Source organism: Actinoallomurus vinaceus (assembly GCF_039542055.1).
GTDB lineage: Bacteria > Actinomycetota > Actinomycetes > Streptosporangiales > Streptosporangiaceae > Actinoallomurus > Actinoallomurus vinaceus.
In genome coordinates this window covers 1-11,935 of the sequence record NZ_BAABHK010000030.1, presented here as the reverse complement: position 1 = coordinate 11,935, position 11,935 = coordinate 1, and the positions used below count along the sequence as shown (strand labels likewise).

The 11,935-nt window shown below is 68.1% G+C and carries 11 protein-coding genes; 6 read left to right on the top strand and 5 right to left on the bottom strand.

The features are described 5' to 3' along the window. The first annotated feature begins 205 nt into the window (after window positions 1-205). Together ABEA24_RS50965 and ABEA24_RS50960 are read left to right on the top strand one after the other, a co-directional pair. Complete coding sequence (locus ABEA24_RS50965; protein ID WP_345443529.1) at window positions 206-1,771, top strand: amino acid permease; 1,566 nt, start codon at window positions 206-208, stop codon at window positions 1,769-1,771. A gap of 143 nt (window positions 1,772-1,914) precedes the next feature. After that, on the top strand, window positions 1,915-3,072 hold the full coding sequence (locus ABEA24_RS50960; RefSeq protein ID WP_345443526.1) for an MFS transporter: 1,158 nt from the start codon (window positions 1,915-1,917) through the stop codon (window positions 3,070-3,072). Window positions 3,073-3,348: 276 nt separating this feature from the next. On the opposite strand, the gene ABEA24_RS50955 is transcribed toward ABEA24_RS50960, so the two are convergent. Further along, a complete protein-coding gene (locus ABEA24_RS50955; RefSeq protein WP_345443523.1) occupies window positions 3,349-4,041 on the bottom strand; it encodes an L-2-amino-thiazoline-4-carboxylic acid hydrolase in 693 nt (230 codons plus the stop codon). A 446-nt stretch (window positions 4,042-4,487) separates the two neighbouring features. Here ABEA24_RS50955 and ABEA24_RS50950 point away from each other — a divergent pair, with 446 nt between their 5' ends. Both ABEA24_RS50950 and ABEA24_RS50945 read left to right on the top strand, forming a co-directional pair. Then, the gene (locus tag ABEA24_RS50950) at window positions 4,488-5,444 is read left to right on the top strand and encodes a phosphoribosylaminoimidazolesuccinocarboxamide synthase (protein WP_345443521.1); all 957 of its coding nucleotides are present in this window, start codon (window positions 4,488-4,490) and stop codon (window positions 5,442-5,444) included. Beyond that, the gene (locus tag ABEA24_RS50945) at window positions 5,444-6,721 is read left to right on the top strand and encodes a glycosyltransferase family 4 protein (RefSeq protein WP_345443518.1); all 1,278 of its coding nucleotides are present in this window, start codon (window positions 5,444-5,446) and stop codon (window positions 6,719-6,721) included. The genes ABEA24_RS50950 and ABEA24_RS50945 overlap by 1 nt, the downstream gene beginning before the upstream one ends. A 5-nt stretch (window positions 6,722-6,726) precedes the next feature. On the opposite strand, the gene ABEA24_RS50940 is transcribed toward ABEA24_RS50945, so the two are convergent. The 3 genes from ABEA24_RS50940 to ABEA24_RS50930 all read right to left on the bottom strand — a co-directional run bounded on the left by ABEA24_RS50940 (window position 6,727) and on the right by ABEA24_RS50930 (window position 9,521). Next, entirely contained in the window at window positions 6,727-7,422 is a 696-nt protein-coding gene (locus ABEA24_RS50940; protein ID WP_345443516.1) for an HAD family hydrolase, read from the bottom strand. A gap of 99 nt (window positions 7,423-7,521) precedes the next feature. Then, entirely contained in the window at window positions 7,522-9,027 is a 1,506-nt protein-coding gene (locus ABEA24_RS50935) for a PH domain-containing protein (RefSeq protein ID WP_345443514.1), read from the bottom strand. Beyond that, complete coding sequence (locus tag ABEA24_RS50930; protein WP_345443512.1) at window positions 9,024-9,521, bottom strand: PH domain-containing protein; 498 nt, start codon at window positions 9,519-9,521, stop codon at window positions 9,024-9,026. Before ABEA24_RS50930 ends, ABEA24_RS50935 begins: the two co-directional genes overlap by 4 nt. Before the next feature lie 196 nt (window positions 9,522-9,717). Here ABEA24_RS50930 and ABEA24_RS50925 point away from each other — a divergent pair, with 196 nt between their 5' ends. Both ABEA24_RS50925 and ABEA24_RS50920 read left to right on the top strand, forming a co-directional pair. Then, the gene (locus ABEA24_RS50925; protein ID WP_345443510.1) at window positions 9,718-10,566 is read left to right on the top strand and encodes a siderophore-interacting protein; all 849 of its coding nucleotides are present in this window, start codon (window positions 9,718-9,720) and stop codon (window positions 10,564-10,566) included. A gap of 182 nt (window positions 10,567-10,748) precedes the next feature. Beyond that, the gene (locus ABEA24_RS50920) at window positions 10,749-11,597 is read left to right on the top strand and encodes a helix-turn-helix domain-containing protein (protein WP_345443507.1); all 849 of its coding nucleotides are present in this window, start codon (window positions 10,749-10,751) and stop codon (window positions 11,595-11,597) included. A 76-nt stretch (window positions 11,598-11,673) separates the two neighbouring features. On the opposite strand, the gene ABEA24_RS50915 is transcribed toward ABEA24_RS50920, so the two are convergent. Continuing rightward, a partial coding sequence (locus ABEA24_RS50915; RefSeq protein WP_345443504.1) for a Scr1 family TA system antitoxin-like transcriptional regulator occupies window positions 11,674-11,935 on the bottom strand: 262 nt, incomplete at its 5' end.

Below are 11,935 nucleotides of genomic sequence, written 5' to 3'. Positions count from 1 at the left end.
GAACGCTTGCGCCCACCTTGCCACCCCACTGTTCCGACGACCAGACAATCGGCCGATCACGGCCGAACCACCGCGAGATCTCAGATGCGCCACTGAGTCGCCATGACCTTGTGGTTTACCCCTGATTTAGTTCATCCTGGGGTGCTCTAGGACATGTTGGGCGGTGCGGGCTCGGCCAGCCGGAGCACAAGGGGGAAATCGGAAGTTGAGCGTCCAGGCGCCGTTCCGCAACAATCTGCTCCGCCGGCTCCCGGTAGAGGAGACCGTCAGCCCGCACTACGGTGGCCGCCACCGCCTCTCCCTGGTCTACAAGACGCGCGACCTGATCGTTCTGGGCCTCGGCGTGATGATCGGCGCCGGCATCTTCAAGATCGCCGGTGAGCAGGCCGCGACCACGGCCGGCCCCGCCGTGATCGCCTCCTTCGTCATCGCGGGCCTGGCCTGCCTGCTGTCCGCCCTGTCGTACGCCGAGCTGTCGTCCACGATGCCGATCGCGGGCAGCGCCTACTCGTTCACCTACGTCGTCTTCGGCGAGATCTGGGCCTGGGTGATCGGCTGGGCGCTCATGCTGGAGCTGCAGCTCGCCGCCGCCGTGGTGGGCCGGGCCTGGTCCCTGTACGCGACGCGGCTCATCACCGACCTCGGCACCCTCTCCGGTGTCTCGGCCATCCACATGCCCTCGTTCCTGTCCGGCGTCGTCGGGCAGGAGACCGGCTTCGACCTGTTCGCCCTGCTGCTCCTCCTGGTCCTGGCCGTGGTCGTGGCCATCGGCGCGCGGCTCAGCCTCTACACCCTGTGGTTCATGGTGCTGGCCAAGGTCATCGCGATCGGGCTGGTCATCGTCGGCGGCCTGCTGTTCTTCCACCCGTCCAACCTCAAGCCGTTCGTGCCGCCCGCCCGGCCGGCCAGCGCGAACGGCGACCGTACCGTCCTGGACGTGCTGATGGGCGGCACGCCGCACGCGTTCGGGCTGTTCGGCATCTTCGCCGCCACGTCGGCGATCGCGTTCGCCTACATCGGCTTCGACCTGATCGCCACCGCGGCCGAGGAGACCCAGGACGCCCCCCGCCGCGTCCCCCGGGGGATGATCATCAGCCTGCTCATCACGATCGCCCTCTACATCGGCGTCGCGATCGCGATGGTGGGAATGGTCCCGTATTCCAAGCTCAACCCGTCGACGCCGCTGGCCAGCGCCTTCGCCGGCGTCGGCTCCAGCGCGATGGGCCTGGTCATCGACGTCGGCGCGGTCATCGGCCTGGCCACCGTCGTCCTCGTCGTCATGGTCGCCCAGACCCGCATCATCTTCGCGATGGCGCGGGACGGCCTGCTCCCCTCCTCACTGGCCGCGATCAGCAGCCGCTACAAGGTGCCGACCCGTGCCGCGCTGCTGGTCGGCTTCACGGCGATCGCGCTGTCCCAGGTCGACGTCTGGACCTTCGGGAAGATCAGCGTCCTCACGCTTCAGCAGATGATCGTGATCGGGACGCTGTTCGCCTTCCTGTTCGTGTCGGCCGGCGTGCTGGCGCTCCGCCGCAGCCGCCCGGACCTGCCGCGCGGCTTCCGGGTGCCCGCCGCGCCGGTGACGCCGATCCTGGCGATCGCCGCCACCGCCTGGCTGATGCTCAACCTGCACCTGCGCACCTGGGAGTACTTCGCGATCTGGATGGCGGTCGGGCTCGCCGTCTATCTGCTGTACGGGCGGACCAACAGCCGCCTGCGGCACGTCCTCGACGGCCGCCCGGTCCGCGCCCACGGCCGCCACCGCCGCTGACCGGCCGCAAAGGGATACGTCGTCGCTGCTGACCGGCCGCACACGGATACGTCGTCGCCGCTGACGTGCGGCGGTGCCCGTCACCCGTGTCCACAGTCCGGTCATGCCCTTGTCACCCGCCGAATGTCCGCGATCATGGTGTCGTGTCTTTGACGTCCGTTTCGATCGGTCCAACGCGCCAGGATCGCCTCGCCCGGGTCGCGGTCGCCACCGTCTTCGCGCTGCACGGCATCGCGGCGGGCAGTTGGGCGGCCCGAATTCCCTGGGTCAAGGAGGCACGGCACCTGTCCTCCGCCGACCTGGGACTGGCGCTCATGGGCGCGGCGATCGGCGGACTGACCGCCATGCCGATCGCCGCGTGGCTGAGCGCGCGGGTCGACAGCCGCACCCTGACCCGCGTGATGGTCGTCGCCGTCGCGGTCACCCTGCCGCTGCCGGCGTTCGCCGTCGGCATGCCGTTGCTCTTCGGCTCACTGTTCCTGTTCGGCGCGGCCGGCGGCGTCCTCGACGTGGCGATGAACGCCCAGGGCGTCACGGTCCAGGAACGCTACGGCCGCTCGATCATGTCCGGGCTGCACGGCCTGTGGAGCGTCGGCGGGCTGGTCGGCTCCGCGGCCGCCGGCCTGGTCGCCAGGTCGGACATCGCGGCTCCCGAACACCTGCTGACCGTCGGCATCGTCATCGCCGTCGTCGGCACCCTGTGCGGCACCCGGCTCACGCCCGCGCCGCCCTCGGCCCCCGGGAAGGTGTTCGCGCGGCCGGACCGCGCGCTGCTCGTCCTCGGCGTCATCACCTTCTGCAGTCTGTTCGGGGAGGCCGCCGCGGCCGACTGGAGCGCCGTGTACCTCCGGACGGTCGCGCACACGACCCCGGACGTCGCCGCGTGGGGCTACGCCGGGTTCTCCCTGTCCATGGCCGCGGCCCGCCTGATCGGCGACCGCGTCGTCGAACGGCTCGGCGCTCCGCTGGTCGTCCGCGCGGCGGCCCTCATCGGCGCCTCGGGCCTGGCCCTCGGGCTCCTCGTACAGGTCACGCCGGTGGTCATCGTCGCCTTCGTCCTGCTCGGGCTCGGCATGGCCACGGTCGTCCCGCTGACCTTCAGCGCCGCCGGCCGAACCCCCGGCCGCGACCCGGGTACGGCGGTGGCCGCCGTCGGGACGGTCGGGTACGGCGGCTGGATGGTCGCCCCGCCGATCATCGGCTTCGTGGCCCAGGCGACCTCGCTCACCACCGCGCTCACGCTCGTGGCCGTCATGACCGCCCTCATCGCCCTCCCCGCCCACGCCCTCCGCGAGGACTGACACCCGATCCGGGACGGACCTCCGGTCAGGACGGACCACCGGCCAGGGCAGACCACAGGTCAGGGCAGACCCCAGACCCCGGATAGACCCCGGCCGGCGCGGGCCACCGACCCGGGACGGACCGCCGGTCAGGACGGGCCGAGGGCCAGGGCAGACCACAGGTCAGGACAGACCCCAGACCCCGGCGCAGGCCCCGGCCGGCGCGGGCCCCGGCCAGGGCGGATCGCGGGACGGGCGGGCCGCCCCTGGGATCCGCCCCGGGGCCGGGGTTCGGTCTCAGCCGTCGCCGGACTCGCGGGGGCGGGTCCGGGTGAAGTGGAAGGGGCAGGAGGCCCCGCCCAGGCCGATCGTCGTGGGCCGCTCGAACCGGAAGCCGTGCCGGTCCGGATCGATCGCCTCGATCCAGTTCGCGTCGAACGCGCAAAGGGCGGGTGTCAGCTCCGTCGCGGAGTTGGCCGCGAGCACGTCGTGGTAGAAGCAGCGGTGGATCTCCAGGAGGTACTCACGGTCGTCGTCGACGGGACGCTCGAACGTGAACGTCCGGCCGTAGGCCTGCTCCTCCTGGGCCTTGCAGACCTCGACCATCGCGCTGAAGGGGTCAGGAGCGGCGTCCAGCATCGCCAGCGTGCCCTCGCGGACCACATGGCCGAGCGGCTCGACGAGCGCCGCCCGTACCGCCTCGAAGGCCGCGTCGCGACCCAGTCGCGGCAGCAGCGGTTCGTGCGCCGCCACCACGGCCAGGGTGAGGCGGAGGTTGTGACGCGAGGGCTCGTCCACGGCCATGGCGGCGTTCGCCGCCACCAGCTCCGCGTGCCGGGTCCGCATGGCGGTGAGGAGCTCACCGGGCAGCCCGTGCTCCCGCATCGTCGCGGCGACGTGGTCGAACAGCGCGTCGATGAGATCGTCGATCGCCCTCTCGGGGTCCTGGACGTGGCCGTCGTCGGTGAGATCGAAGTGGTCGGTGTCCATGCCTGGTCCTTTCGGGACGGGCTCGGTCCCGAACACGGCTCCGACGATGGACATGCCGGACGTGCTCGCGACCGAGCGAGCACGCCGACGCACTCCACCGACCGACCAGGCGCCGACGAACTTCAATGGTTCTCTGTCCGGCCGATCATGGCACGGCTGCGGCGATGGTGACCATTCGCACGCCGCCGCCACCGGACGCCGGTCGCACCGACGCCCGGGTGTACGCCGGGATCCGGAGCAGGGTGACCGCGCGAGCGAGCGCACCGTCCGCCGCCACGCGCGGGCCTTGACGGCTGCCGTGTCGGCGATGATCATCCGGGCAAAGGATGATCATCGCAGGCCTCGACCTTGATGGCCCGTCCCAGGCGGATTCGGGAATGACGAAGATTTTTCCGCTGTTCGCGGCCCGAAATGACCAGCACCTACGGCAGGAAGGTCGATGAGCCATGCCCCAAAGATTTCGATACGCATCTTCCGGGAAGGTTCGCGACATTTATGAGGTCGATGCCGGCAGTAGGGATTCGACGCGCAAAGAGCGTCCTCATGAAGAAGCGACTCTCGTCCTCGTCGCCACGGACCGAATGTCGACGCTAGATGTCGTCCTCAGGGATGAGGTTCCGAACAAGGGCTTCGTACTGACGGCCCTCACGCAGTTTTGGATGGACCGACTGCAGGACATCGCGCCGAATCACATGATCGGATGGCGAGGCCGCGATCTGCCTGGCGAGGTCGCACACTACGCCGGACGCGCGATGCTGGTCAGAAAACTATCGATGATACCCATCGAATGCGTTGTTCGCGGATACTTGACAGGATCCGCCTGGAGTTCCTACAGGGCGAAAGGTAGCGTCAGCGGAACGCGACTACCCGATTCCTTTCGGCACGGCGAACGCCTTCCCGAGCCGATCTTCACACCCGCCATCAAGAACAGGCACGGCCATGACGAAAACGTGTCGATCGCGCAGATGCGCAACGCGATCGGCGTCGAGCTCACCGAACAGATCCACCGACTGAGCATTGAGCTTTACAAGCGTGCCGCCGAATTCGCATCCGCCCAGGGAGTCCTCATAGCGGACACAAAGTTCGAATTCGGAATCGACCATTACGGAAACCTGATCCTGGCCGACGAAGTTCTCACTCCAGACTCGAGCCGATTCTGGCTCTCCGAAACGTGGAAGCCCGGCGGCATTCCATACTCTTTCGATCGGGAGCCCATACGCGAGTGGCTCAAATCGTTCAACTGGAACGGATGTGCGCCGCCCCCGCACCTACCTCGCGCTGTCGTCAATGAGACCGCGCGACGATACATGGGGATATATCAGATCCTCACCGGTCATTCCATAGACGACTGGATTGCCACGGCGAGAGGTGCCGACACGGTCGGCAGCCGAAGGGGTGCATGATGAGTCGCAGCGTCCTCTATATCACCTACAATGGCATATGCAACAACACCAACGGGATCGGCCGACAGACCAAGACCTTGCTGTCGCTGCTGCAGAACCGCTACGAATCAATTCTTGAACACGTGGGACCGGTCACCTTCAACTTCGCATTTCCCGCCCCGACTCACCGAACACTGGCCTACAGTCAAGCCGATCTGGACTGGGCACGCGACATCATCGAAAGACGAGGGGGACGCCTCTACCGACTCCCCCACGACGAAGACTCCTCCCTCTGGTCGCCTGAAGCATGGCGCCAACTATCGGAGAGCGCAGCCCGTCTCTGCGTGAAACTCACCGCTCAATACGATCAGACGCTGGCAATCGCCGTCGATACGCCGTTCGCCGGCGTCGGCCGCGAGGTCCACCTCCTAAGAGAGGGGAGCCGGATCGATGGCCTCGACATCATGCAGGTTCTTTACAGCACGGACCGGATAAGGGGAACCCGGCCGACACCCGGCCGCCTCGAATGGGAACGCGATTGCATCGATTACGTCAACCGCGGTGATCACGCCAGGTTGGCCGACATCGGGTCATTCATGACCCGTCACCTTCGCGAAGAGTACAGGGCCGATCCTGCACGGTTCATGCCATTCAGATCAAGCCTCGATCTGATGAGCGACGACCTGCGTCCGATGAAACGGGAAGACGCACTGGAGATCGCGCGGAGGTGGGAGGTTCCGCTGGATCGGCCAATAGTACTGTCCTTCGGACGCGCCGACCCCATCAAGGGGGTGGACCTCCTCATCCGATCATTGGCGGAGCTGCGCGAGGATGTACACCTTGTCGTGATCCTGGTCCCTTATAGTTATTCGCAGCCTCTACTCGAAGGCTATCGAAGGCAGATCTCGGATCTCAGAATTCGAGCGACCTTCGTTCCGCAGTTCACGCGAGAACTTCCCAAAGCACTCTCTTCGCTGGACGAAACACGAGTCGTCGTCTGCTCGGCCAGAGGTGAACCCCTGTCCAATGTACCCTTCGAGGTCGCGATGTGGGCACAACACGGCGGTCCGGTCGTCGTGGCCCCAGCCCACGACGGCTTCGTCGAACAAATCGCGGACGGGCGTACCGGATTTCTCTATGAGCCCGAAGCGGAGAACGCCTTGACGGAGGCGATCCGACGTTCCCTCAACCTCTCAAAGACGAGGATTGCAGAAATCCGGGAGGCGGCCGCTGAGCACGTCCGAAGAGATAGGGATATATTGCCGAACCTCATCACGTCACTTCAGTATCCGTGGTGACAAAATCACGATACCAGCGCGATGACGGCCTCCAACGTGATCCCGGATAGGGAGTCAACAAGGACATTCGCCTGCGATAGGTCGAGATTTTCGGTGATCCGGTTCGGCACCGCCAGACATCGTAGGCCGGCCGCCCTGGCGGCCGCGATGCCGTTGGGGGAATCCTCCACCGCCAACGCCCCGTCCGGTTTGACGCCGAGGGCTTCACAGGCCAGGCGATAGAGATCCGGCGCAGGCTTCGGTTCGATTCCGGGCGCACAGCACAGGACCGCGTCGAAATATTCGTATATGCCGATCCTACGCAAATGGCGAACGACGTACAGAAGAGAAGAGCTCGATGCTATCCCAACGGGCAGTCGCCGCCGCCGAGCCTCTGTCAACCACTCGACCAATCCGGGCCGAATGGCCTCACGTGCCAGCAGTTGCTGGCCGTAGGCCCGGCGCGCCCGCAACACCTTCTGCCGATCTATTTCGATGCCGACGTTCTCGGCCAGTATGGCGAGTGGAGCAGAACCCCGATCCTTCCCACCCAGCTCTCGCGCCCAATCCTCAACGGTCAACGGCTGACATCCGTACTGCCGGTAGATTTCCGCCCAGGATTCGAAGAGTGGAGTCTCCGTGTCCAATATCACGCCGTCGAAGTCAAAGATGAGTGCCCGTACCGCTGTCGGCGACCTGGCGGAAACAACGTCACCAGCCATGCCTGCATGATGCATGAGCCATGGCGATTCGGCTACCAGGGGCTTCGCAGGTAAAGCCGACTGGCCTTGGGCGGTATGGGCACCACGTCGAAGGATCGCTCACCGCTCCAGGAACGGCGTCAGCAGGCCGGGCAGCGCCTCTTCGGCGACCCGGAGGGCCTCTTTCAGGGGGACGTCCTGGACCTCCACCCGCTGCCGCCCCGCCGCGGTCGTCGCGACGAGCGTGGCCAGGCCGCTCCGCCGTTGGAAGAAGGATCGGCGCAGGTTCCAGCCGATGATCCCCTCGCAGGACAGCACGTTGCGGCGCCGTACGAGGGAGCCCCGGCGGCTGACGAGGGTGCCGTTCAGGACGGTGTGCCCGAGGGCGTGCGCGCGGTCGGCGGCCACCAGGGCCGCGAGCGGTACCGGCGCGATGGCCGCCTCCCACGTCCACGCGGGCACGGCCCCGAGGCCCCACAGGGCGAGCGTCGCCGCGAGGACGAGGAGGGTGACGCCCAGCGCGCGGGAGAATCGGCGGCGCGTGGCGCGCGGGCCGTGCCCGGTCAGGGGCGCGGTGAACGGGGCGTCGTTCCGCAGGACCGCGCCGGCCACCCGGAGCGCCTCGGGACGTGGTGCGGGCGGCAGCAGCAGCGACCCACCGCGCTCGGCGCCCCGTCCGACCCGCAGGCCGGTGGTGATGGCGATGCACCGGGCGGCGCCCACCGCCCGCAGCAGCAGAGGCTCGCTGAACTCCACGCCGCGCAGCCTCCGCTCCTCGATGGTGATCGAGCGGGTCGTGATGAGGCCGCGCGTGACGTGGAGCGTTCCCGCGCTGTTGCGGGTGAGGCGGAAGCCGTGGAAGGCCAGGAGGTATCCCAGGGTGGAGGCGACCGCGACGACCACGAGCAGTGCGACCACGACGACGAGGACGTCCACGGCCAGCGGCGTCCGCTGGAAGCGGTCCACGAGCGCGCTGAGCGCCCCGATGCGCCTGGGATCCACATGCGCCTCGTTGAGCGAGCGCCACACGACCCCGGCGACGACGCCGACCGTGACGAACCCCGTCAGCGTGAACGGGCCGTACCGCAGCCATTCGGGCCGCATGCGCGCCAGGAGCGTCTCCCGGGGCAGCTCGGCGGCCCGTACGGCGGACGCCGCCGGAGCGCCGGTGTCCGCTCGGTGCAGGAGTTCCTCGCGCAGCCGGGCGGCCTCGGCGGCGTTCATGGCGTCGAGCTTGACGCCGTCGTTCTTACGGTCGGTGCGCCCCGTGCCGATCTCCACCTTGGCCAGGCCGAGTGATCGGTGCAGCGCGTGGGCGGTGACGTCGACCGTACGGATCCGGTCGCGCGGGACGGTGAGGACCTGCCGCCGCAGGAGGCCCTTGCGGACCTGGACCTGTTCGGCGGTCACGCGGTAGGTGGTGGTGAACCAGCGCAGCAGCCCGCCGAGGATGACGAGGCCGGTGGCGATCAGGCTCCACCAGGACCCGTGCCCGCCGGCGCTTCCGGCGACCACCAGGCCGAGGAGGAGCGGCCAGGCCCGCAGCAGCTCCTGCACCGGATGGATCAGAAGCATGCGGGTGGACAGCCGCCGCCACTCGCCGGCGCCGTTCTCGATCGCCGTCATGTGGCGTCCGTTCGGTCGGCGGCCGTGCCCTCGGTCAGCCGCTCGACGAGCCGTTCCGCCGTCTCCTGATCGAGCCCGTGGATCTTCAGCGGGCCGGCCGCCGAAGCCGTGGTCACGGTGACGTTGGCGAGGCCGAACAGCCGCTCCACGGGTCCGCGCTCACTGTCGACGGTCTGGATCCGGGAGATCGGGGCGATGCGCCGTTCCTGGTCGAACCAGCCGGACTGGGTGTAGACCGCCTCGGAGGTGACCTCCCAGCGGTGCACGCGGAACCTCCACTGGGGCATGACGATGACGTGCGCGGCGCCGAGCACGCCGGTCAGGATCAGCCCGGCGACGTGCCACGCGGCGTGGCCGCCGTCGTTGATCAGCCAGATGACCTGAGCGGCGACCACGATCAGCCAGCCCGCCAGCGCGCGCACGGTCCAGTAGCCGATCGCCTTCGCGCTGACCAGCTCTCGTGGCGGCCGGAGCCGCACTTCGGTTGACTCCACGACAGGATCCTGGCAGAGCCGCCGCCTCCCCTGCAGAGCGGCTTATCACCGATTTTTCCATGACAGATGTCATCGAGGGCCGCGCACGCTCCCGCCCGGACGGACGTGACCGGTGTCACGAAAGGGGTACGGGCGGCACTGTGGGAAATACCGCGCAGCGCCGTAAAGTTAGGCATACCTAAGTGAGGAGCGACAGATGGCGAACGACAGACCGGCCGGGCGGGGCCGCCCCCTGAACCACGGACGCGTCCGCCGCGTCGAGTGGATCTCCCCGCACATGATCCGGGTGGTGATCGGTGGGGACGACCTCGCCGGCTTCCCCGCCGGGGCGTACACCGATCACTACGTGAAGATCCTCTTCCGCGTGCCGGGCGTGGCGTACCCCGAGCCGTTCGACATGGAGGCCGTGCGCCGCGACCTCCCGCGTGACCAGTGGCCGCGGACGCGCACGTACACCGTGCGCTCGTGGGACCCGGAGGCGCTGGAGCTCACCATCGACTTCGTGCACCACGGGGACCGCGGCCTGGCCGGGCCGTGGGCAGCCCAGGCGAAGCCCGGTGACGAGGTGCTGTTCATGGGCCCCGGCGGCGCGTACGCGCCGAACGAGAAGGCCGACTGGCACCTGCTCGTCGGCGACGAGAGCGCCCTCCCTGCCATCGCGGCGTCACTGGAGAGGATTCCGGAGGGCGTGCCCGCGCGGATCTTCGTCGAGGTGGCCGACGAGAAGGAGGAACTCCCGCTCGACACGCCGGGCGACGCCCGGATCGTGTGGCTGCACCGCGGCGACGGGCAGATCGGCGACACCCTCGTCGCGGCCGTACAGGACCTGGAGTTCCCGCCGGGCGAGGTCCACGCGTTCGTGCACGGCGAGGCGAACTTCGTCAAGCGGCTGCGTCGCCACCTGCGCGTCGAGCGGGGACTGCCCCTCGAGCAGCTGTCCATCTCCGGGTACTGGCGTCGCGACACGGACGAGGACGGCTGGCAGGCGGGCAAGCGGGAGTGGAACCGCCACATCGAGGAAGAAGAGGTCGCCGCGACCGCCTGAGCGGGCCCGGACCGGCCGGAAACCGGCCCGCCCCCTGCGCGATCCGCGCCATTCGCCGCACATCCAGCGATATTTAGATCGTGGTTGGCCGTCAGGTCTGTTCACCAGTGGTCATCAATGGCAGACTCTGCCCGCATTATGGTGATCGGAGGTGGGAACCGATGGCGGTCGCGGTGCATTCGGTGAGCAGACCCACCGTCCGCCGCAGGATCGTGGGAGCGCAGCTGCGCCGCCTGCGCGAGGCGGCCGAGGTGACCCGTAAGGAGGCCGCCGAGGCGATCCACGCCACGGAGACCAGGATCGGCCGCCTGGAGCAGGGCCGGGCCGGCCTCGACGAGGACGACGTCGTCGCCCTGCTGAAGCTGTACGGCATCGACGACCGCGGAGAGCGCAACGCTCTGCTCACCGTCGTCCGGGAGGCCAGCCGGCCGGGCTGGCTCCAGGCCTACAGCAACGCGATGCCCGCCTGGTTCCGCCCGTACGTCGACCTGGAAGAGGCCGCGCAGGTCATCCGGACGTACGAGGTGCAGTTCATCCCGGGGCTGCTGCAGACCCCGGAGTACACCCGCGCCGTCATCGCCCAGGCCATGTCCGATCCGCCGGCCGAGGAGATCGACCGGCGGGTGGAGCTGCGGATGCGCCGGCAGCGGATCCTCTACCAGCCGCATCCGCCGCGCCTGTGGGCCGTGATCGACGAGGCGGCGCTGTGGCGGCCGATCGGCGGCGTGGAGGTCGCCCGCGCCCAGCTGCGGGCGCTGCACGAGTCCGCCCGGCGCGAGAACATCACGGTGCAGGTCATGCCGTTCCGGGTCGGCGGTCACGCCGGCGAGGCCGGGGCGTTCACGATCCTGCGGTTCCCCGAGCCGGAGTTGCCCGACATCGCCTACATCGAACAGCTCACCGGCGCGATGTACCTCGAGAAGGACGACGACATGGACCACTACACCGCGGCGATGGAGCGCCTGTGCGTGCAGAGCGCCTCGCCGGAGGAGTCCATGGACCTGATCAGCAAGATCATCCGCGAACTCTGAGGCAGGCACCGCCCGGGGTACGGGACATCAGAGCGCGGAATGGAAAAGCGCGCGAGAAATCAGAGCGCGTGGAACATCAAAGGTCGCGGAGAATTTCGCTGAGGGTGTCGCGGATGCGGGTGGCGGGCTCGGCGTCGATACACAACCGCTCCATCACCGCCAGATAATTATCCACATCCTCACGCTTATCCAGATACAACGCACTCGTCAGCTGCTCCAGATACACCACATCCGGCAGATCCGGCTCCGCGAACCGCAAAATACTGAACGGACCACCCGCCGCCGCATGCCCACCCAGATGAAACGGAACCACCTGCAACGTCACATGCGGCAACTCC